We start from the raw sequence: 21,785 nt of genomic DNA on the forward strand, positions 1-21,785 counted from the left end.
GGATTTCGGTCTTGGCTAAGAAACCGATTGGTCCAGTTCGCCGTGCTTTCGCGCCATGGGAAGACCCCAGCGCGATACCGTTTATCGAATTCAGGAATGTTACCAAGCGCTTTGGTGATTTTGTTGCGGTCGACAATCTGTCGCTGAGCATCTACGAGCGCGAGTTCCACGCGCTGCTCGGTGGGTCCGGCTGCGGCAAGACCACCATGATGCGCATGTTGGCGGGGTTTGAAACGCCAACCGAGGGGCAGATCTTTCTGGATGGTCAGGATCTGGCTGGCATTCCGCCCTATCGCCGTCCGGTAAACATGATGTTCCAGTCCTATGCACTGTTCCCGCATATGACGGTGGAAGCCAACATCGCGTTCGGCCTGAAGCAGGATGGCATGCCTGCGGCAGAGATCAGCTCCCGCGTTCAGGAAATGTTGCGTCTGGTAAAGCTTGAGCAGTTTGCAAAGCGCAAGCCTCATCAGCTCTCAGGCGGTCAGCGTCAGCGCGTGGCTTTGGCCCGCTCTCTTGCCAAACGGCCCAAGGTGCTGTTGCTGGATGAGCCGATGGCAGCGCTCGACAAGAAACTGCGCGAGGAAACCCAGCTCGAGCTGATGACCTTGCAGGAAGACCTGCGCATGACCTTCCTCATTGTGACCCACGATCAGGAAGAGGCCATGACTGTTGCCGACCGCATCTCCGTCATGGACCGTGGGCACATCCGTCAGGTGGCAACACCGGGTGAAATCTACGAGATGCCGAACTCCCGTTTCGTGGCTGAGTTCATTGGCGACATCAACCTGTTCCATGGCAAGGTCACGCAGAAGCAAAGCGAAGACGCCCAGCTGTACTGCGACCTCACCGATAGCACCATCAACATTCAAGGCGCAGGAGATGTGCGTGTTGGCGACGAGGTTACGTTTGCCATCCGTCCTGAAAAGGTCCGCATCTCGCTGGACAAGCCAGCAGAAAGCAATGCCAACGTCATTCAGGCCGAGGTGTGGGACATCGCCTACATGGGGGACGTCTCCATCTACCATATCAAACTGGCCGAGGATGAGTTCATTCGCTCCGTGGTCGCCAACACCACGCGTCTGGTGGAGCGGCCAATCACGTGGGACGACAAGATCTGGTTGTCCTGGGACCGAGATGCAGGCGTGATCCTGACCAACTGATGGGGGAATGCGTGATGGACCGCGAGGTATCCTCACAATCCTACAGCAAGAACAGGTTGGGGCGCTGGGCACTCATCATGGTGCCGTATGCATGGCTGCTCCTGTTCTTCCTTGCACCGTTTGTCATCGTCTTCAAGATATCGCTCTCTGAAGTCGTTGTGGCGATCCCGCCTTACAAGCCGGTTATTGACTGGGCGCAAGGTCTGGCCGGTTTCGTGGAAGCCGCTCAGCAATGGTCGCTGGACAATTACATCTGGCTCACCGAAGACGCCATTTATCTCAATGCGTATCTGTCGAGCCTCCAGATTGCTTTCATCGCAACGGTTATAACGCTGCTGGTGGGGTATCCCATTGCCTATGGCATGGCGCGCGCCCCAAAGGCATGGCAGCCAACCTTGCTGATGCTGATCATCCTGCCGTTTTGGACCAGCTTCCTGATCCGTGTGTATGCTTGGATCGGCATTTTGAAAAACGAAGGCTTGTTGAACCAGTTCCTCATGATGCTGGGAATCATTGATGATCCGCTGGTCATTTTGAACACCAACGCCGCCGTCTACATCGGTATCGTTTATTCGTACCTGCCGTTCATGGTGCTTCCGCTTTACTCCTCCCTTGAGAAGATGGATTCATCACTCATCGAGGCGGCGGAAGATTTGGGCTGTCCGCCCATGCAGGCCTTTTGGAAGGTGACCATACCGCTATCACTTCCCGGCATCATTGCGGGCTGCTTCCTCGTGTTCATTCCGGCGGTGGGCGAGTTCGTGATTCCGGACCTTCTTGGCGGATCGGAAACCCTGATGATTGGCAAAACCTTGTGGGTGGAGTTCTTCTCCAACCGTGATTGGCCTGTCGCTTCAGCGGTCGCTGTGGTGCTGTTGCTCATTCTGGTCATCCCGATTGTGCTGTTCCAGCGCCAGCAGGAAAAGCAGAAGGAGGCGCAATAATGGAACACCGCAAGCCTTCTTGGTTCAATATCACCTCGCTGGTTTTGGGCTTTTCGTTCCTCTACCTGCCAATCGTGATCCTGGTGATCTACTCGTTCAATGCCTCACGTCTGGTGACGGTGTGGGGTGGCTTCTCAACCAAATGGTATGTGAGCCTTCTCAGTAACGAGCAGATGCTGGACGCGGCATGGGTCACCCTGCGCATTGGGGTGACCTCGGCAACGCTGGCGACGGTGCTCGGCACAATCGCGGCAATGGTGCTGGCTCGTCAGGGCCGCTTCTTCGGACGCACCCTGTTTTCCGGCATGATTTACGCGCCGCTGGTAATGCCAGAAGTCATCCTTGGCCTCTCACTTTTGCTGCTGTTTGTGTCACTGGATCAGGCCCGAGGGTTCTGGACCATCATGATCGCACACACCACCTTCGCCATGTGTTACGTGGCTGTGGTCGTGCAGTCGCGCCTTGCTGGCTTTGACCGTTCATTGGAAGAGGCAGCCATGGACTTGGGGTGCCCACCGGTGAAGACCTTTTTCACCATCACCTTGCCGCAGATCCTGCCCGGTGTCGCTGCGGGCTGGATGCTGGCCTTTACCCTGTCACTGGACGATCTGGTGATTGCAAGCTTCACAACGGGGCCGGGGGCAACAACCCTGCCAATGAAGATTTACAGTCAGGTCCGATTGGGTGTGACGCCAGAAATCAACGCGATCTGTACAATCCTTGTTGCGATTGTCACCGTTGGCGTGATCACAGCGTCGTTGATCAGCAAACGTCAGCAAGTGCAACGGGAGCGGGATGAACGCATGGCCATTGCCAATCAGTACTGACTGAGCCAAGCTAAACCAGTGATCTCATAAAAAAGCCGGGGGCTACCTCCGGCTTTTTTGTTGGCCAGAGCGTGCTCTCGGTTTGCAGACTTTAGTCGTGAGTGTGCGCCGCAAAAATCCTGCGTATAGTATTTTTATCTAGATTCATCGGTTCGAGGCTTGGCACCTGCGTAAAACATAGGTATCAAGACTTACTCTGGTCAGCGCACCTATGGCTTTGCATAGGACGGGAGGCGTGCCAGCGAGCGCCGTTGAATCCGGCGCAAAAGGTTTTTGGTTGCGGCAATGAATTTGCTTGCGCGTTGATGCGCAAAAGGAAACTTCAGAACCGCACAATCCTGGGAGATCATAATGAACAAAGTTTTCCCAACAGCAACTGCTGCTTTGGAAGGACTTACCTTCGACGGCATGACCGTTATGGCCGGTGGCTTTGGCCTCTGCGGTATTCCTGAAAACTTGATTATTGCACTGCGAGATACCGGCGTAAAAGACGTAACGGCAATCTCCAACAATGCTGGTGTGGACGATTTCGGCCTTGGCCTGTTGCTGCAAACCCGCCAGATCAAGAAGATGGTTTCATCCTACGTGGGTGAAAACGAAACCTTCGCCAAACAGTATTTGAGCGGTGAACTGGAACTGGAGTTCAACCCGCAAGGCACGCTGGCTGAGCGCATCCGTGCTGGCGGTGCTGGCATTCCTGGCTTCTACACCAAGACGGGTGTCGGCACCCTGATCGCAGAAGGCAAGGAGCACAAGGACTTCAACGGCGAGACCTACATCCTTGAAACCGGACTGACTGCAGATCTGTCCATCGTAAAGGCCTGGAAGGGCGACACGGAAGGAAACCTGATCTTCCGCAAGACCGCTCGCAACTTCAACCCGATGATCGCCACAGCAGGCAAGGTCACGGTGGTTGAAGTGGAAGAACTGGTTGAGACCGGCGAGCTGGATCCAGATCAGATCCACACTCCTGGCATCTTTGTCGATCGCATCGTCAAGGGTACCTTTGAGAAGCGCATCGAACAGCGCACCATTCGTGAAGCGTAAGGGAGGCGCACATGGCTTGGACACGTGATGAAATGGCCGCCCGCGCGGCAAAAGAGCTGGAAGACGGCTTCTACGTCAACCTCGGCATCGGCATCCCAACTCTGGTTTCCAACTACATTCCAGAGGGAATTGATGTGGCTCTTCAGTCTGAAAACGGCATGCTCGGCATGGGCCCGTTCCCAACTGAGGATGAGATCGACGCCGATCTGATCAACGCTGGCAAGCAAACCATTACCGAGCTTGACCGCACCAGCTACTTCTCTTCGGCAGACAGCTTCGCCATGATCCGTGGGGGGCACATCGATCTATCCATCCTCGGAGCGATGGAAGTTTCCGAAAACGGCGATCTTGCCAACTGGATGATCCCCGGCAAACTCGTCAAGGGCATGGGCGGAGCCATGGATCTTGTGGCAGGCGTCAAGCGCGTTGTGGTCATCATGGACCATGCCAGCAAGAAGGGTGATCCAAAGCTGCTTAAAGCCTGCACACTGCCGCTTACCGGCGTGAAATGCGTTGACCGCATCATCACAAACCTTGGTGTTTTTGACGTGGTTGAGGGCGGCCTCATGGTGGTTGAAATGGCGCCAGATGTGACCTTGGATGACATCAAGGCGCAAACCGAGGCCACTTTGGTCGATTGATCGCACCTGAAATGAATGGAGGGCGGCACCTGTGCCGCCTTCTTCAAAAGCGACAGCCAAAACCCAGACCGACCCAACTCTCCCCCGTCATCCCGGACAAGTTGAGCGGCAAGCGCAGCGCAGATCCGGGATCCAGCACCACGGTAGCTGAGTTATCGCGAACAGCTATAGAATTGCCGTTCCGTGTTCAGCGACATTGCAGTTTCCGACGAAGGCTTCATTTACATGACCAGTGCTGAAGATGGGCAGTGTCCTTACTGGATCCCGGCTCGGGGGCCGGGATGACGCGCAGAGCGGAGGCCCCAATTGGGACTTTTCCCTCCGCTGAGTTGTATCAGCAGGTGAGGAGCCGCGCTGCCACAAAGAAAGTTGGTGGAGGTTTGTGCTCGGTAACGCAAGCTGTTTTGGGGCGCCAACGTTAGTGAGAGCTCCAGACCCATCTAACTCTCCTATGTCATCCCGGACAAGTTGAGCGGCAAGCGAAACGCCGATCCGGGATCCAGCACCACGCTGAGTGACCCTTCGTGCGCTGCAGCACGCTGCTGTGATTACGCTTGAGGCGATGGCTTTGCCGTGGTGTTTTGGATCCCACATCGAGTGCGGGATCACGCCAGAGGGATAAGAGCAAATGGAGCTTTATTTGCTTTGGGAATGGGGACGCCAGAAGATCCCCGTTTGCTCAATCAAGCAGGTAACGAATTATGCTCTTGGAACAGCGTTTTGGTTGGATCTGAGCCAAATTGATTTTCACCCTTTTCACCTGCAACAAACCCGAGGCCCATCGTGAACAGGAGGCCAATAATAGGTATCAGGGCGATGAGTGAAAGCCAGCCTGTTGCCCCGATATCCCGCAGTCTTTGTGATACGATCGCCAAGTAACTCACTAGAGCAGCTGAGGCGGTCGCAGTGAAGGTCATTACCATTAAGGCTTGTTGTTCCTCTGTCTCGATAAAGTCCAGCAAACCCAGTGGAAACACAAATAGAACAAGCCAAAAAAGTAGTGCAAGCCAGTAGGGTTGGCGGGCCCTTCTTCCCTTAAAAGAAAACAACTGCTCCAATGGGGCATTGTGTTGTGTTAGCCGTATTTTGGGGTCGGGACCGTATTTGTTTGGTCCTCGCTCGCCGGGAGCCAGTCCGATCACCAAGGCAAAGACAACGTTTACTAGTGGTATCAAAGACACGACCGCAATCCAGCCTGATAGCTTTATGTCATGTAATCGCTGCACAGACACAGCCAAGTTCATGATCGTTATGACAAAAGTGTTAGTAGGACGAAGGGAAGGATCACAGACGGAGCTTCATCACCATACTGCGCAAGGATCTCTTCGGCTGTAGCCAAAAATGATATGCCAATAAACATGAACAGCACAACCTGCCAATAGCTTTTTCGGTCACGGCGGTGTTGAAAGGTGAAAAGGTCTTGGAAGACAGGTTTCGACATGACTAATGATCTCATTGCAATTTACGGTAGCAAAATTGAACACTAGGTTGCCCACGTGAGCCATGCAAGCGCCTAGACGGTGATCCCCAATTGAAACATTGAGTGCCGTTAGTTGTAACATTTCCCAAGTGCCATGCTCCCGGTACCCGACACCTGTGCCGTGGACATTAGGCATCCAGCATTGGTGATAGGTTAGATGCCTCACTGGATCCCGGCTCGGGGGCCGGGAGGGGCTCAGAGCGGAGGCCCCAAGTGGGACTTTAACCTCCGCTGAGTTGCACAGGCAGGTGAGGAGCCGCGCTGCAACAACGAAAGTTGGTGGCGGTTTGTGCTCTGTAGCGCAAGCCGGCTTGAGGTCGCCAACGCTAGTGAGACCTCCAGACTCACCTAACTCTCCCACGTCATCCCGGACCAGCGCAGCGCAGATCCGGGATCCAGCATAAAATGGTCGCGCGTCAGTGCGTGCCACTCAACCCCCCCCCCAGTCGAGCTCCCAGCCGGCACCAGTAGGTGCTTCTCGCATTGCGTCACAGGCAGGTCGTGAAGTAAGCTGGTTTCACGGCCTAACTGCCGGACTTTTCATGTGATTCCGACGAGCTGGGGGGGCTCTCGCCATGACGCTACAACGAAAGACCTATCCATTTCTGCCCGATGCGGTGGGCCCCTACGCCCATGCCGTCAAGCATGGCACCGCGCTGTATCTCTCCGGTCTTACGGCCTATGGGACAAAGGCGCAATCAGGGACCACTCAGGAGCAGGCAGAGGAAATCCTTCATCAGATCGCGTCAATCGCTGTGGCAGAGGGTACGGACCTTCGAAACCTGATCAAGGTCACCATTTTCGTCACCGACATGTCCACGCTTGGCAACCTGCGACAGCTCTTGTCACAGGCCTATGGGTGTCACTTGCCCGCAAGCTCGCTGGTGGAGGTCAAAGGCTTGGTACATCCGGACCTGAAGATTGAGATGGAAGCAATTCTGGCGACGTGAAAACAAAAACGGACGCGCTCTTGTTTCTTTCCAAGTCATAAACCAAGATCAGCCAACCAAGAAAACCGGAGCGGCCTGTGATCCCGATTGAAACTCTCTCGGCCTTTGTAGCTGTTGTTATAGTGCTCGCGTTGACACCGGGGCCGGATAATCTCTTCGTGCTCACCCAGTCTGCCGTTTCCGGCCGTCTGTCGGGCATTGCCGTTACCTTCGGCTTGAGCACGGGCGTCATCTTTCACACCATCGCTGTGGCGCTTGGTGTCGCGGCCATCTTCCAGACGTCAGCTCTGGCGTTTTCCTTGCTGAAATACGCTGGGGCCGCCTACCTGCTTTATCTCGCATGGGGCGCCTTTCGCGCCAAGGCCGCGCCCATTGGCGTAGGCGGCGGGCCAAAGCTCAGCTACTGGGCGCTTTATCGTCGCGGCGTGATCATGAACATCACGAATCCCAAGGTCTCAATCTTCTTTCTGTCGTTCCTGCCCCAGTTCGTGAACCCACAAGCGGGCCCGCTGTTTCCGCAGTTCATTCAACTGGGTTTCGTGTTCATCCTCTGCACCATTCTGGTGTTCGGCGGCATTGCCGTGCTGGCGGGGACGATCGGTGAGAAGCTGGGCAAATCCGCAAGTGCTCAGTCCATCATGAACAAGATTGCAGGCACCGTGTTTGTCGGCCTTGCGCTGAAGCTCGCCACAACCACCCGTTAGGCGTGAAGGCAACCATCAGCGTTCCGCGCGGCGTGGACCAGTGGTCCTGCACTGCCACGGCAGTCGCGCTGACCATCTGACGGGTGGAAGGCCTTGCAAGTGAACCAGCCAGCCCATCGGCCGGGAGAAAGCGCCTGAAGGTCAGGCGCTCTCTGGTGCAACAACCGCTGGTGCCAACGCCGCGGAACGCGTGTTTTGTTTCTGGCGGAAGGTCTTCACCGTGGTGCGGGCAAGCAGCACAACAGGCACCACACCCACCAGAACGATGAGGAGGGCAGGCAAGGCAGCATCCTCGAACGCTTCGCGGGAAGCGGCGGTAAACACGGTTGTAGCCAACGTGTCGAAGTTGAAGGGCCGCAGCAACAAGGTCGCGGGCAACTCCTTCATGCATTCCACAAAGGCCAGCAGCATGGCGGAGGAAAGAACTGGCTTCATCAGCGGCATATGCACTTTGGCCAGTGTCCCGAGAGCGCTCTGCCCCAACGTGCGCGAGGCCATATCCAGATGCGGGGAGATCTTGCCGAAACCGCTGTCGATCTGGCCATAAGACACCGCAAGAAACCGCACCACATAAGCGTAGATCAACGCAGTGCCGGACCCAAGCAGGATCAGGCCGGTGGAAATGCCAAACAGATCACGCAGGCTGTTTGCCACAGCGTTGTCGAGCGCGGCCACCGGAAACAGAATACCAACGGCCAGAATGGTGCCTGGAACGGCATAGCCGATGGAGGCCAAGCGTCCCATGTTGGTTGTCAAGGGCGATGGGTTCAGGCGGCGTGTGTAGGCCAGGGCAAGGCTCACAGCGATGGAGACGACAGCCGCAATGGCCGAGAGCCAGAGTGTATTGTTTGCCGCCTGCCAAAGGTCCGGGTTGAAGAACTCTTCACGCCGGCGCAGCGCTTTGCTGAGCAGCAGCAGGGCAGGGAAAACAAAGCCAAACAGGATCGGCAGCGCGCAGGCCAGCACCGCCATCCAGCCGCGAAGGCCTTTCAAGGCATAGCTCGGCAGGGCTCGTGTTTCACTTCCGTTAGATTGGTAAAACCGCTGTCGGCGGCGCGCATAGTGTTCCAGCCAGATCAGGCCGAAAACAATCAGCAGCATCACGCTCGCCAGCTGAGCTGCGCCGGTCAGGCTGGACCGGTTCAGCCACGTTTCATAAACCGAGAAGGTGAGGGTCTTCACGCCAAAGAACGTCACCGTGCCGATGTCATTCAGGCACTCCATCAGCGCCAGCGTCACCCCCACGGCAATGGCCGGGCGCGCAAGCGGCAGGGCGACTTTGAGGAAAAGGCGCAGCGGACCCGCGCCAAGTGTCCGGGAGACGTCGAGTGTGCCAGCAGACTGAATCAGAAAGCTCGCGCGTGAAGTGAGGTAAACATAAGGGTAGAGCACGAAGCCCATCACGAAGATGGCACCACCCAGCGAGCGCACCTCTGGAAACCAGTAGTCTCGTGAGGTCTGGAAGCCAAAGAGCGACCGGAGGGTGGATTGAACAACGCCCGTATAATCGAGAATTTCAACGTATGAAAAGGCAATGATGTAAGTCGGCACAGCCAACGGCAAAAGCAGCGCCAGATCAAAGAAGCGCCGCCCCGGAAACCGGCACATGGTCACCAGCCACGCTGTCCCAACACCCACCACAAGGGTCAGCGCCCCTACGCCCACAAGCAGGAGGATGGTGGTCCACACAGCGCCGGGCAGGACCGTTTCAATCAAGTGTCGCCAGTTGTCTCCGGCGGATCCCAGCGCAAGGTAAAGCACAGTCAGAACAGGAAGAACTGACAGCACAGTGAGGGCGATGGTTCCAAACGCGAGAACCCGCTCCCCTCGCGAAAGGGGGGCGGGCGCCGCGAACACATGCTGTTTATGTTGTGTTGTTTCAGCGTGTACCGTCATTCAGGCCTCAGCTGGCAGGTCCTTCGTCAAAGCCGACGCGGTCAACCAGCTCACTGGCAGTCTTGCGGTTCTTGGCAATAACATCGAGAGAAATCGGGTCAGCCTTGAAGTCACCCCAAGCCTTCACGCGGTCAGAAGCCTCTGCGCCTTTAATAACCGGGTACTCGAAGTTCTCTGCAGCGTAGATCTGCTGTGCTTCAGCGGAGGAAAGGAACTCCATCAGCTTCAGAGCGTTTTCGGCATTTGGTGCGTGCTTGGCCATCACCACACCGGAGATGTTCACGTGGGTGCCGCGCTCTTCAGTGTTCGGGAACAGAATGCGGACAGACTTTGCCCATTCCTTCTGCTCTGGGTCCTTCTCGTTGGTTTCCATCTTGCCCATGTAGTAGGTGTTGCCAAGAGCGATGTCACACTCACCAGCATAGATGGACTTTACCTGTGCGCGGTCGTTGCCGGTTGGCTTGCGTGCAAGGTTGTCGCGCACGGCTTCCAGCCACTTTTCGGTTTCTTCAGCGCCGTGGTGTGCAACCATGGAAGCGAACAGACCGATGGAGTAAACGTGCTGACCGGAACGGGTGCAGATGCGGCCCTTCCACTTCTCATCAGCCAGATCTTCATAGGTGATGTTCTCATCTTCTACACGGTCTTTGGAAGCGTAGATGATGCGGGCACGGGTGGTCAGACCAAACCAGTGGCCTTCCGGGTCGCGCAGGTTTTCAGGAATGTTGGCATTGATGATGTCATTGGAAACAGGCTGGGTCACACCCAGATCCTTTGCGCCCTGAAGGCGGCCAATGTCCACGGTCATCAGTACGTCCGCAGGGGAGTTCTCGCCCTCAGCCTGCATACGTTCAGCCAAACCCTTGGAAGCGAACACAACGTTGGTCTTGATGCCGGTTTCGTTGGTGAATGCATCCAGAAGTGGCTTGATGAGTTCTGGCTGGCGATAGGAGTAGATGTTTACTTCGTCAGCAGCGCTGACAGCTGGTGAAAAGCCGACAACGCCTGCAACGGACAGGGTGACCGCTGCTGCACTCATTTTTACCGAACGCTTGGTAAATACCATAGAACCCTTTGCCTTTCGTTTAAGAGCTTTTCTCTAGGTTTAAACTCGTAAGTCGGCGGCAATATCAAAAAGTGGACTTTAATTGTCAACTATTATCGCAAGCAAAAACAATAGGTTAGAACCCTTCTAAACTGCCTGTGACGCTGGATTTTGGCTATCTAGCTGCATTTGCGAATGATTTTCATTTGCGCGACAAGCCGCCGCACCTGAATTTTTCTAAGAATACTAACAGGTTGGAATTGGAAAAAGTCAGCCAGCGCCGAGAGGTGGGTTATCAGTTGATTCTACTAGTGAGTTTGGAGAGGGCGGCCACGTGGTCAGGCGCTTGGTGTTCGCCCGGCAAGGATGTCGTGCATCCAATGGCGGTCGATGTTCTGCCCACACAGAACAACCGCAACCCGTTTGCCTGCCCATTTAGCCCTTTCCTGCATCAGGCCAGCCAGCGACGCGGCACCTGCGCCTTCAGAAAGGTTGTGCGTTGCGCGGTAGAGAATGCGAATGGCCTCGGCAATTTCGTCGTCACTCACCTGCACCATATGGTCCACCCCTGCGCGTATGATGGCAGCCGCTTCCGGGTCGGGATCAGCGACGGCAAGGCCGTCTGCAAAAGTGGGCTTGCTGGGCGCGCCCTGCATGTCGCCGCTCTCGACAGCCCTCACATACGCAGGTGCATTCTCGGAAACGACGCCAATCACACGGGTCTCTGCGCGGAATATGGCTTTGGCTGCCAGCACACCGCAAATGCCGTTTCCAAGGCCCATGGGTACAAAGACCGCATCCAGACGTGGCGCTTTGCGAAACAGCTCCATGGCGTAAGTCGCGCTGCCTTTCACAAGGTCCATGTGAAATGAGGGGATGGAGTTGTAGCGTGCTTCCTCGGAAATCGTGAATGCGCGCTCCTGCGCTTCTTCAAAGGATGAGCCATGTTCAATGAGAAACGCCCCCATGGCTTGAACCGCCGCGTTCTGCTCTGGGGAGTTTCCTTGTGGCACAACGGAAGCGACGTTGAAGCCGTAAATCTTGGCGGCCCATGCCATGCTGAGGCCATGGTTGCCTCGCGTTGCGGTGATAAAGCTTGTGCCGGAGGGGTGTTGCCGCGCCATTGCTTCCATGTAAACCAGACTGCCTCTGGCCTTGAAAGAGCCTGTCGGGGCGTGGTTCTCATGCTTTACGAGCACCTGGCATCCTGCATGCTGATCCAGAAGTGGCCAGCCATAAAGGGGCGTAGGGGCCATGTGCCGATAAACGGTAGTGGCAGCCTCTTCCAGAGCGGCGAGTGTCAGCATGGTCTTTCATCCCCGGTTATGGGTAAAGGAGACCGCGCCGCTCCGGTGTTTGTCTTATTCGGTTAGTACCCGTTGCGGCGGGAATGTGATCTCGGCAAGTGTACCCACGCCTTCTTCAGATTCTATTGCAAACATTGCTCTATTTGCTTCGGCAAGAGCCTTTGTCAGCGGCAGTCCCAGCCCGCTGCCGCGCACTTCCGGCGACGGGTTGATCTGGCGGAACGGCTGCATGGCGGCATCAAGGTCCGACGGGCTCATGCCTCGGCCAGTGTCGCGCACGCGCAGCATCACTTCACCAGTAGGCTCCAGAGCAAGCGACACAATCACTTGCCCACCCGCCTTGTTGAACTTGATGGCATTGGAAAGCAGGTTCAGCGTGATTTGCCTCAGCGCGCGCGGGTCCGCCACGATCCGCGGTACAGAACTTGGTAGGCTGGCGCGAATGATCACTTTTTCCCGGTTCGCCTGCGGTTGCAACAGTGCCACGCATTCGCGAATGGTTTCGGCGGCAGACACAGCCTCAAAGGACAGCTCCATATGGCCCGCTTCAATCTTGGCAAGATCGAGAAGGTCGTTGAGCAGGCTCATGATGTGAGTGCCGGACCGGTGAATGTCGGCGAGGTATTCCTTGTAGCGGTCGCTGCCCAGCTCGCCAAACCGTTCTTCCTGCATCACCTCGGCAAAGCCGATGATGGCATTCAGCGGTGTCCGGATCTCATGGCTGATCTTGGCAAGGAAGTCCGACTTCTGCGCATTGGAGCTTTCCGCTTCTTTGCGCGCCGAAATCAGTTCTTCTTCCGCAGTCTTCCACTGTGTGATGTCGCGGATCACGGCGCAATACTTGGAGCTTTCATCGGTGCTCACATGACCCATTGTCATGAACAACGGAATGAGGCCGCCATTGCTGGCCTTGCCGATCACTTCCCGGCCATCGTTCAAAAGGCTTGCAACACCGTTGGAGGCGAGGCCTTCAAGATAATCAAGAGCATCCCGGTGGCTTTCAGGAGCCAGATAGTCCGTCAGTGGCGCGCCGACAATTTCATCGGGTTCGGCGGAAAACAGCGCCTGCGCTGAGTAGTTCGCCGTCAAGATGCGCCCGTCGCGGGAAAGGACCAGCACGCCATCGGTCGCTGTCTCCAGTACGGACTCCAGCTCCATCACACGGTTCTTGAGGTCGGCAGCTTCCGCGCTCGGTGCAGAAGTTTCGACCTCTCCGGGCGTTGGTGCGGCAGGGCTTGCGACTTCCGGCTTCAAGCTCAGAGAAATCATGAGGGCTTGGCCCCCGTTCCACGGCACCGAATGCATACGGGCGTCAACCGGACGAACGCCGCCTGTTCCAAGGCGAACATGCATGATCCGGTCCAGCGTTTCCGCTGGCGGGGCAGGGCACTCCTCTGGTTCGGCAAAAATCGCTTCCAGTCCACCCGCTTTTTGCAGGGCTTCAAACCGGTCGTAGCCCAGCAGCTCCAGCAGTGTGTCGTTGGCGTAGACCACATCGCGGTCGCGCACAATGGCAACGCCAATAGGCAACCGGTCCAGAAGCCGCGGATCGATCGGACTTGCCTGCGGTTTGTCCGGAATCCGTCCCGGTGCCTGCTGCCGCGCTGCCGCTTCGCCTTCCAGCTCATGGCGTGGCCGCTGGGTAACAACGCGTGTCACATTATCTGCCGGGGCAGGAGCAGGGGCCGGAACCTCCGCAACCGGGCGCTTCACCTCCGGCTGTGTCTGTGGAGCGGCGGCAGGCGCATGCGCTTCGGCAGCAGGTCGTTTGTTATCCTGCGGCGCGGGGCGCTTGTTCACCTCACTTGGCTTAGGGGCACCTGTTGTTGCACCCAAAGCATCGGCAATTTTATTGAAAGCGTCTTGCTCAGGTTTGGAAAGCCCAGCCATTGCATTGCTTTCAATGCTGCTGTTGGTGCGCTCTACAAACTTGACGATGTTGCTTGTCAGATCGAACAGGCTCTTGGGGCCGCGGCTCTGATACTTTTTTGGCGCGTCCGGCAGGTCGGCTATCGCTTTAGCAAAAGCGTCCATCCCTGCATCAGGTGAGGGCTGGTCGTCATCATCACGCTTGAACGGCACAATCTCGTCTTCCGCCGCCCGTTCCAAAGCCTCATGAATTTGCGGGTCTTCCTCGTGAGGTGCATGGTCTGTCGAGGCTTGCTCGTGTGCTTCGGTTGCTTCTGGTGTCGCCTCTGCGCAGACTTCTGTGTCCGCTTCAGGTTCCGCACTGTCAGCTTCCGGAGCGCTATCCGCAATCGTGAAGGCGTCAGGCTCAAAGCCGTCATCGCCGATAACATCGGCCAGCTCGCTCAGCTTGGCGTCTTCCAGCTCGTGCTCGGCAGCAGGTGCTTGTTCGCTCACCGGGGTTTCAGCCGAAGAAACCTGCTCAGTTTGCGGGGGCAGGGCTTCAGTCGGTGTTGCTTTCTCCGCGACCGCCTCAACTTCGGGCGCTTCCTCAACGAGTGCTTCAGCTGCAACGGGCGCGGCAACGGGTGAAGCCGCCAACGCGGTCAGCGGATCAACATAGCGCGCGCTCTCGCGGGCCTGCACGCTTCGGATCATGCCAAAGCCGTTGTAGCCCGTCAGCTTGCCATCCTCGTCAAACACGGGCTGCGCTGCCAGATCAATCGGAACACACAGGGTGGAGTTGCACACCGGCCAAAGAACGGTTTTCCCGCTGAAGGCACGCTGCTTGTTCAGAGCCTTGTGCAGGTCATGAGGCAAGTCGACATTCAGGGCCTCCGCAACCTCAGGGAACTTGCGTCCCACAAGAACTGCGTCCTGCGGTCCAACATTGTCCATGAAAGGTGCAGAAAACTCCTTGAATTGAAGTTCTCCATCCATTTGCCAGGCGAAATGTACAGGCCGCTGACGGCGTTTGAATACAAAGTCAGCCACTTTTACTTCCCCTTGTCTGGCAGTGATCCGGAATACCCATTGTTTATAATGATCTACCGTAAATTTAGTCCCGTGTCAGCGGGGAGCGTCACAACATACTACTGAGTTTCGGGCAACTCGATAAGCGAAGAATTCGACCATTCCATGCTCTGTTTAATGAACACCTATAGAAATTGATGAATGGGGTGCAAACAAGCGGTTTTCCAGCGTTTTTTCAAATGGCGTCATGCTTGCCCCGGTGTCCCCCTTGGTCTTATTGTTTCCCAGGTGATCTAGAGTAAGGTGTAATAACTGAGCCATATTTCACTGGCAAAGTACTCAGGGTTGTAAAAGTGGAGGAGGGAGAGCATGTCTCAGGATAAGATGTCCTTTGAAATTCCAGAGCAGATGCGTGACATGGCCGACAAAAGTCTCGAGCAGGCAAAGAAAGCCTTCGAGGATTACGTCTCAATGACCCATGGAACGTTGGGCAACATTGAAGCGGCGGCGACTACCGCACAGTCAGAAGGCGCGGAGCTGAACAAGCAGGCCGTTGCGTTCGCGGAAGAAAACATTTCTTCGGCATTCGACTACGCGCAAAAGCTGTGCGCTGCAACATCCTACAATGAACTCATGGAGCTGAACAAAGCTTTCATGGAAAAGCAGATGCAGATTGCAGGTGAGCAGGCCCGAGTCATGAGCGACAAGACGGCTCATGCAGCCAGTGAAACAGCAAAGAAATTCACTGAAAAATAATCGACAATGCGGCCTCGTGGGCGCTGTCCTGGATCTGGTTTGTTGTGCGGTGCAAAAATATGTTGCGCCGCACAATTTTTTTGAGTAGGTTACTCGAAAGTGACGTTACAGGAACATGAGTTCATTTGCACGCGTCACTCAGAATTTGTCGAAATCAAATGAAGTCTAGGAGTTGAAGATGTCCGAAACTGCAACTGCAACGTCAAAGCCCGCTGCAAAAGCTCGGACCGCGAAAGCGTCTACCTCCAAAACCGCTGAGAAAGAGGTTTTCTCCATGCCTACAGTAGAAATGCCAGCAGTATTCCGCGAAATGACCGAGAAGGGCGTTGATTCCGCTCGCGAAGCCTATGCCAAGATGAAGACCGCTTCTGAAGAGGCAACAGGCCGCATGGAAGAGACCATCGAGGTCACCCGTGAAGGTCTTTACGACATGAACATCAAGGCAGTCGACGCTGCTCAGGAAAACGCCAACGCCATGTTCTCTCACATGAAGGACATGTTCGGCGCAAAGACAGTGTCTGAAGCAATTGAGCTGCAGTCCACATTCATGCGCAAGCAGTATGACGCGCTGACCAATCAGGCGAAGGACATGCAGGAATCTGCTGCCAAGCTTGCGAACTCCGTCAGCGAGCCTGCAAAGACTGCTTTCGAAAAAGCAATGAAGGAAAGCAAGGTTCTCTAAGCCGTCTAGGCTTCCCCTTGTGAACTGATGCTTGGTTGAAATCCACAGAGCGTCGCCGTTGAGACTCGTTGTTAGTACGTGTGTTTCTCAAAAAAAGCGGCGTTCTGTGGACTTTCTGAAAATTTAATTTCTGCCCCTCTTGCCAAGCCAAAAATCTGCGCCTATGTTCCGCCCCACTTGCCAAGCAGACGTAGCTCAGTTGGTTAGAGCGTCGGATTGTGGCTCCGAAGGTCGGTGGTTCGAATCCACTCGTCTGTACCATTCTTCCGCTTGGCAAGTAATCTCTCCCAAATCAAATAGAATGCATTAAGCCCTTCAGGCCGCTTGCGTCTTTCGCTTTGCCGATCGGCATTTCTGCGCTTACTCTCAAGCCGAAGTTTTGCTTTCTGAGGCGCTGATGAAACGCATTGCCGCGCAGGATTGGTACCGCACAGAACGCTTGGCAGATGGTGTTACGCTCATCTCGGAGCCCTTCATCAAAGCGTTTTACCGCTGCAACATATGGCACATCCGGGGCCGCGATCGTGATGTGTTGGTCGACAGCGGCATGGGGGTCGTGTCCTTGCGCCAGTGGGTGCCGTTGGTCACGGAAAAGAATCTGCTCGCCGTTGCCAGTCACACTCACTTCGACCACATCGGCTGCCACCACGAGTTTGCCGAGCGCGCGGTGCATCAAGCTGAAGTGCAGCTTCTAAGCGCGCCAACACGGGCCAACACGCTGGCCTATCCTTATGTTTCACTTGAGATTTTTGAGGCGCTTCCGCCTGAGCCCTTTGCCTCTAGCGCCTATGCTGTGAGGCCTGCGGCACCCACGCAGATTCTCAATGACCACGACATCATCGATTTGGGAGATCGTCGTCTGGAGGTCATTCACACACCAGGCCACAGTCCGGGCGGCATCGCTTTATGGGAAGCGGCCACCCAAACCCTTTTTGCGGGCGATATTGTCTATGATGGGCCGTTGGTGGAAGACCTTTACCACAGCAATGCGCAGGACTATGCCCAGTCCATGAAGCGCCTCTTGGAGCTGCCAGTGCGCTGCGTTCATGCGGGACATTTTCCAAGCTACAGCGGCGAGCGCCACCGGCAGATCATCCGTCAGTGGCTCAAAGACAAGGAGCAGGCTTAGCTGCTTGGCCCAAAACTCTCTTTATGAATGTGCGCGCTTGAAACGCCTGCTGCGACCAACCCATCAATCACGCTGCTCATGAAGCCGGCTGGGCCACAGAGATAATAATGCGCCTCCGGATCGGATAGGGTGGTGGCAATCTCGGAGCCATCCAACCGGCCAACCGCATCATAGTCCACGCCACGCCGATCTCGTTCAAGCGGCTGGCTGTAGCGCACATGAACGCTTGCGTTCCCGTGACGCGCCGCTGCCGAGCGCGCCTCCTGTTTCAAGGCGTGGGTGTTGCCGTTCTGCGTGCTGTGAAAGAACCACAGCTTTTGCTGTTTTCGGTCTCGGGCCGCTTCATGCAACATGCTCAACAGCGGCGTAACGCCAACGCCCGCGCTGATCAGCACAATAGGCCCCACCGCATTCTCCAGCACAAAGTCGCCCATCGGTGCTTTGGCAGAAACAAGGCTGCCTACGTCCAGTCCCTCATGCAGGAATGTGGAGGCAATACCACCGGGTGCCCTTTTCACGCTGATGCGATAGCCTTCTTCCCAAGGGTCACCGGAAAGCGAATAAGTTCGGGTCACCAGCTGTGTTTGGCCCGGCACCTCCAGTGAGAGCGGCAAGTACTGTCCCGCCTTGAACGCCGGTAGTGCGGCACCATCTGCAGCTTTCAGATAAAGCGACAGGATGCTCGCGGTTTCCGGCTCTTTCTTTGTCACCGTCAAATCCAACCGGTTTTCTTGCGCAACACGCCAGCGCAGCGGCAACGCTTGCGGCAGCTCAACTGCCTCATCCACTGTAAACACCAGCATGCGCCGCGCCCCGGCCTGTTGTTGTGTCGCGTTCGGGGTCCAGTCAATCTCCATGGTGCCGGTCAGCTGCAACAAGCTGCCCGTTGCAAAGTCCACCAGCGTAACGCCCGCCCGTGGGTCCAGAACAAGGTTGCCAATGGTGTTGAAGTGATTGTTGCCTGCATAGTCGGGGAACCGAAACTGTCGGTGGTTCAGGACTTCAACAAAACCCGGGGCACCTCCGCGATGAGAGGCGTCAAGGCCTGCGCTGGGGTGAGTTTCCTCCCCGACATGGCCACTGCCTATAAAGAAAGTGTCGGTCCCAGCGATCCACGCTTGCTGACGCTCTGAAAGGTTCCGGCTACGTCGCACCTTTCCCGGCCTGCTTTCCGGCGCATGGAACAAGGTTCGTTCTGTGATGAACTGCGGGCAGTTGCCAAAACTCTGGCGCACGTCAAACTGCAGCGTGCCGTTCTCGGTCTGCGTCAGTTTACCGTTCACCCGGTTGCGTCTGCGCGTAGCCAGTTCAATGCCAAGAAGTCCCACATCAGTGTTTTCAAAGGCGGCCTTAGCCAAGGCATCGTCACGGGGCAATGCGCCCTTCAGGATGAGCCGAGTGGAGCTGGCGGAAGAAGCAAAGCGCCCGTTGCCGCTCAAGAGGCTCACCCATGGCCGTCCGGTCTCATCGCGGGCCGCCATCACAACAAAGGGTTGGTTTTCAAAAAACAACCTGTGCTGGTCTGGCATGAACGGGCGCACGAACTTTCGCGCCATGTCTTCAACGCGCCGAACACCCAACTTTTCCTGAACGGCAATCTCGCCCTCATGGAAGGGTGAATCTTCAAGCCTTTTGAGTCTCTTCAACATGGGACTTCTCTTTTTTGAAAAAAGGTTGTCGGGTCGGCGTGCCGACCCGATCCGGGCAGGGGCATATCAAGCCGCAAGGCCAACCTTGGTAGCCTGCATCGGCACAAAGCCCGGCAAGGCCTCAATCCGTTTCAGGTAGGCACGCAGGTTGGCGTAGGGTTCCAGCGAAATGTTGCCCTCAGGCGCATGGGCGCTGTAGGCATAAAGCGCCACATCCGCCACCGTTGGCTTGTTGGCAGCCACCCAAGTGTTTTCGGCAAGGTGTTTGTCCAGCTGTTCAAACGCCCAGGTTGCCAGCTGCACTGTGCGTGCCTCCTGCAAGTCAGCGCCAAACACGAGGCGCAGCCGCGCCGCCGCCGGGCCGTGGTTGATCTCGCTCGCCGCCAGCGTCAGATACTTGTTCACTTCCGCTTCTTCAATCAGATCCGTTGCCAGCCAGTGCGGGGCATATTTGCGCGCCAGGTAGACGAGGATGGCGTTGCTGTCGGCAATTACCGCATCGCCATCCACGATCACCGGCACGCGGCCATGGGGGTTCATGGTCAGGAAGGGCTCTTTCTTGTGCTCGCCATTTACAAGGTCAACATCCACCAGTTCATGGGGAATGTTGTTCAGCGCCAGAAACAGCTCGACCCGGTGGCAGTGCCCAGAAAGGGCGTGGCGGTAAACTCGGATTTTATGTGACATGATTTGCTCCATCTTTGGCGGTCTTGGCAAGGATGCCTCCACTGGTTTTAAAGATGGACTAAGTTATGGCTAAGGATAATCCATCGTGTTATTCAATCACTATGTAGAAATTGGGAATAATCGCGAGGCGCCATGGATACCATTGATGCAATGCGGGCCTTCGTTGCGGTTGCCAAGGAGGGGTCATTCACAGCCGCAGCGCGTCGCCTCGGCAAATCCACCAAGCTCATCAGCAACCATGTGGCCTGGCTCGAAGGGCAGCATGACGTGCAGTTGTTCAACCGCACCACGCGCTCGGTCATGCTGACGGATGCAGGGCGAGACTACTTGCTGCGCTGTGAGCCAATTCTGGATCAGGTGGACGAGCTTTCCGACCTTGCGCAGAAAAACCGACGAGAGTTGCGCGGCCCCATCCGCATGACAGCGCCCACCTCCTTCGGCAGTCAACGCCTGCCAGCCGCACTTGCGGCTTTCATGCATCTGCACAGCAGCGTTGAGGTTGAGCTTATTCTGAATGACAGCCACGTGGCGCTTGTTGAAGAGGGGTATGATCTTGCGGTGCGGATCGGCACCCCGACAGATTCAACCTTGATGATGAAGCGGCTCTGCCCAATGCCCCTCATCACTTGTGCTGCTCCGGAGTATCTCGCCCGTTCTGGGGTCCCCGCAGAACCGGCGGACCTCGCTGCCCACAGTTGTCTTCTTGGAAAGTATTTCAATGTTCTGTCCGATTGGACCTACCAGAAATCGGGTCAAGTGCAGAGCGTGCGGGTCAGCGGCAGGCTCATGTCAAACTCTCCCTCCGCTGGGGCTGCCCTTGCTGCGCAAGGCATCGGCATTGCCCGGCTGCCGCTTTATGTGGTCCAGCCCTATCTGAAAGACGGTCGCCTTGTTCATCTTCTTCCAGACTATGAGGCCAAAGAATATGGTGTCATGGCGCTGTACCCGGCCAACCGACATCTGACCGCGCGTGTTCGTGCCCTCATCGACCATTTGGCGGATTACTTCGGCCCTGGCGGCGCAGGTCGCATCACTCTTGATGAGCTGGCTACAGCTGAATGATATGACATGCCATGGCATGGTGTTGAAGCGCTAAGCCTGCAGGCAACTCATCTCTTACAGGTCCACTTGCAAAGCCTTTGCCAAGGTGCTTGCCAACATAAGGCTGCTTAACGCAGCCGCAACGACATCACCCCTCGCCGTTCAGGCGAGGGCCCATGGCGCTTGCTAAGGTGCGTTGAAGACACAGGCAGACAAGGCTTTAATCTTCTGATTGCCCCGCCTTCCAATTCGACCCCAATTCGACCCCAGTTCGCCCAACCACTTCACCTCCTCTCCAACGTTGGTCATTCCACCTCCGCCGCCGCCTCACTCTCCCGTAGGTCATTCCACCTCTGACGCCGCCGCCACCTCACTCTCCCATCTGTCCCCGCTTCGCCTTTCTCGGCGTTGTCCCAGACTCAGCACTTTCTCCCTCAGGGCTTTCAGCCCCGCCACTCCTCGTGCCGCATCCTCCCAACCTTCGCCTCACCCTTACAGCGGTCATCCCAACCTCTGCTCTCACTGCCCCATCATGGTGCTGTCATCCCGGGCTTGACCCGGGATCCAGATGGGTGGTTCGGGGGGAAAGGGCGGTGGTTGCTGTTAGCCTGACCACCTCCTCACCGCACAACTTTGGTGACCCACGCAGACGGGGGGCGTGCCGCGTGTCCGCTAGTCGCGAACCGAATGGGCAGCAATACCGTTTGGGCCTCGTTGCTGTCGCGTGTGGTTTCGCCTTACCCATGCTTCGGTTGCTTTTTGTTTTTGCGTTGGATACCGGATCGGCGCCTCGCTTTGCTCGCCTTGTCCGGCATGACGGTGTTGGGGTGGCTTACTCCGCATCACTATTCCGATGGTCCTCCGTCCGCTTCATTTCTAGCTGTCATCCTCCTGCCACTGCCCCATCTTTTGGCGATCATCCCGACCTCTGCTCCCACCTTTGCTTCAGCCCTCGGT

General features: G+C 56.4%; 20 protein-coding genes and 1 tRNA gene. 13 read left to right on the forward strand and 8 right to left on the reverse strand.

Translation table 11 applies throughout. The annotated features are described in order from the left end of the window. Positions 1–11: 11 nt before the first annotated feature. The 5 genes from PUV47_RS19455 to PUV47_RS19475 all read left to right on the forward strand — a co-directional run bounded on the left by PUV47_RS19455 (position 12) and on the right by PUV47_RS19475 (position 4,622). The gene (locus PUV47_RS19455) at positions 12–1,163 is read left to right on the forward strand and encodes an ABC transporter ATP-binding protein (RefSeq protein ID WP_274220269.1); all 1,152 of its coding nucleotides are present in this window, start codon (positions 12–14) and stop codon (positions 1,161–1,163) included. Positions 1,164–1,177: 14 nt separating this feature from the next. Beyond that, on the forward strand, positions 1,178–2,107 hold the full coding sequence (locus PUV47_RS19460; RefSeq protein WP_274220270.1) for an ABC transporter permease subunit: 930 nt from the start codon (positions 1,178–1,180) through the stop codon (positions 2,105–2,107). Continuing rightward, positions 2,107–2,934, forward strand: coding sequence for an ABC transporter permease (locus PUV47_RS19465; RefSeq protein ID WP_274220271.1), 828 nt, complete (start codon positions 2,107–2,109; stop codon positions 2,932–2,934). The genes PUV47_RS19460 and PUV47_RS19465 overlap by 1 nt, the downstream gene beginning before the upstream one ends. Positions 2,935–3,285: 351 nt before the next feature. Then, complete coding sequence (locus PUV47_RS19470; RefSeq protein WP_274220272.1) at positions 3,286–3,981, forward strand: CoA transferase subunit A; 696 nt, start codon at positions 3,286–3,288, stop codon at positions 3,979–3,981. An 11-nt stretch (positions 3,982–3,992) separates the two neighbouring features. Further along, positions 3,993–4,622 (forward strand): CoA transferase subunit B, encoded by a 630-nt coding sequence (locus tag PUV47_RS19475; RefSeq protein WP_274220273.1) that lies wholly within the window; start codon positions 3,993–3,995, stop codon positions 4,620–4,622. Between the two features lie 683 nt (positions 4,623–5,305). On the opposite strand, the gene PUV47_RS19480 is transcribed toward PUV47_RS19475, so the two are convergent. Together PUV47_RS19480 and PUV47_RS19485 are read right to left on the reverse strand one after the other, a co-directional pair. After that, complete coding sequence (locus PUV47_RS19480; protein ID WP_274220274.1) at positions 5,306–5,866, reverse strand: DUF805 domain-containing protein; 561 nt, start codon at positions 5,864–5,866, stop codon at positions 5,306–5,308. Positions 5,867–5,871: 5 nt separating this feature from the next. Then, entirely contained in the window at positions 5,872–6,063 is a 192-nt protein-coding gene (locus PUV47_RS19485; RefSeq protein WP_274220275.1) for a hypothetical protein, read from the reverse strand. A gap of 614 nt (positions 6,064–6,677) precedes the next feature. Here PUV47_RS19485 and PUV47_RS19490 point away from each other — a divergent pair. Continuing rightward, positions 6,678–7,052 (forward strand): RidA family protein, encoded by a 375-nt coding sequence (locus PUV47_RS19490; RefSeq protein WP_274220276.1) that lies wholly within the window; start codon positions 6,678–6,680, stop codon positions 7,050–7,052. Between the two features lie 77 nt (positions 7,053–7,129). After that, a complete protein-coding gene (locus tag PUV47_RS19495) occupies positions 7,130–7,756 on the forward strand; it encodes a LysE family translocator (RefSeq protein WP_274220277.1) in 627 nt (208 codons plus the stop codon). Positions 7,757–7,897: 141 nt separating this feature from the next. On the opposite strand, the gene PUV47_RS19500 is transcribed toward PUV47_RS19495, so the two are convergent. From PUV47_RS19500 to PUV47_RS19515, 4 genes are all read right to left on the reverse strand, one after another. Then, the gene (locus tag PUV47_RS19500; RefSeq protein ID WP_274220278.1) at positions 7,898–9,652 is read right to left on the reverse strand and encodes an ABC transporter permease; all 1,755 of its coding nucleotides are present in this window, start codon (positions 9,650–9,652) and stop codon (positions 7,898–7,900) included. Between the two features lie 7 nt (positions 9,653–9,659). Next, positions 9,660–10,691 (reverse strand): Fe(3+) ABC transporter substrate-binding protein, encoded by a 1,032-nt coding sequence (locus PUV47_RS19505; RefSeq protein WP_274220279.1) that lies wholly within the window; start codon positions 10,689–10,691, stop codon positions 9,660–9,662. A 344-nt stretch (positions 10,692–11,035) separates the two neighbouring features. Further along, a complete protein-coding gene (locus tag PUV47_RS19510; protein WP_274220280.1) occupies positions 11,036–12,004 on the reverse strand; it encodes a threonine dehydratase in 969 nt (322 codons plus the stop codon). Positions 12,005–12,058: 54 nt separating this feature from the next. Further along, on the reverse strand, positions 12,059–14,905 hold the full coding sequence (locus tag PUV47_RS19515) for a histidine kinase dimerization/phospho-acceptor domain-containing protein (RefSeq protein WP_274220281.1): 2,847 nt from the start codon (positions 14,903–14,905) through the stop codon (positions 12,059–12,061). A 348-nt stretch (positions 14,906–15,253) separates the two neighbouring features. Here PUV47_RS19515 and PUV47_RS19520 point away from each other — a divergent pair, with 348 nt between their 5' ends. The 4 genes from PUV47_RS19520 (at position 15,254) to PUV47_RS19535 (ending at position 17,451) form a co-directional block, all read left to right on the forward strand. After that, positions 15,254–15,640, forward strand: a complete 387-nt coding sequence (locus PUV47_RS19520) for a phasin family protein (protein ID WP_274220282.1) — start codon at positions 15,254–15,256, stop codon at positions 15,638–15,640. A gap of 178 nt (positions 15,641–15,818) precedes the next feature. Further along, positions 15,819–16,322, forward strand: coding sequence for a phasin (locus PUV47_RS19525; protein WP_274220283.1), 504 nt, complete (start codon positions 15,819–15,821; stop codon positions 16,320–16,322). Between the two features lie 184 nt (positions 16,323–16,506). Further along, positions 16,507–16,583 (forward strand) — tRNA-His (locus PUV47_RS19530). Positions 16,584–16,719: 136 nt separating this feature from the next. Further along, positions 16,720–17,451 carry an MBL fold metallo-hydrolase gene (locus tag PUV47_RS19535; protein ID WP_274220284.1) on the forward strand — a complete coding sequence of 244 codons (732 nt, stop codon included), beginning with the start codon at positions 16,720–16,722 and terminating at the stop codon, positions 17,449–17,451. Here the strand turns inward: PUV47_RS19535 and PUV47_RS19540 are convergent. Both PUV47_RS19540 and PUV47_RS19545 read right to left on the reverse strand, forming a co-directional pair. After that, positions 17,448–19,100 (reverse strand): pyridoxamine 5'-phosphate oxidase family protein, encoded by a 1,653-nt coding sequence (locus PUV47_RS19540; protein WP_274220285.1) that lies wholly within the window; start codon positions 19,098–19,100, stop codon positions 17,448–17,450. The genes PUV47_RS19535 and PUV47_RS19540 overlap by 4 nt on opposite strands. Positions 19,101–19,166: 66 nt before the next feature. Beyond that, positions 19,167–19,787: a glutathione S-transferase family protein gene (locus PUV47_RS19545; protein ID WP_274220286.1), complete on the reverse strand. Its 621-nt coding sequence runs from the start codon at positions 19,785–19,787 to the stop codon at positions 19,167–19,169. A gap of 132 nt (positions 19,788–19,919) precedes the next feature. Between PUV47_RS19545 and PUV47_RS19550 the strand changes: the two genes are divergently transcribed. Then, on the forward strand, positions 19,920–20,849 hold the full coding sequence (locus tag PUV47_RS19550) for a LysR family transcriptional regulator (RefSeq protein ID WP_274220287.1): 930 nt from the start codon (positions 19,920–19,922) through the stop codon (positions 20,847–20,849). Between the two features lie 666 nt (positions 20,850–21,515). Further along, positions 21,516–21,785: hypothetical protein (locus tag PUV47_RS19555; RefSeq protein WP_274220288.1), on the forward strand; the 270-nt coding region annotated here is incomplete at its 3' end.

The sequence above is a fragment of the Pseudovibrio exalbescens genome, assembly GCF_028737195.1.
Lineage (GTDB): Bacteria > Pseudomonadota > Alphaproteobacteria > Rhizobiales > Stappiaceae > Pseudovibrio > Pseudovibrio zosterae.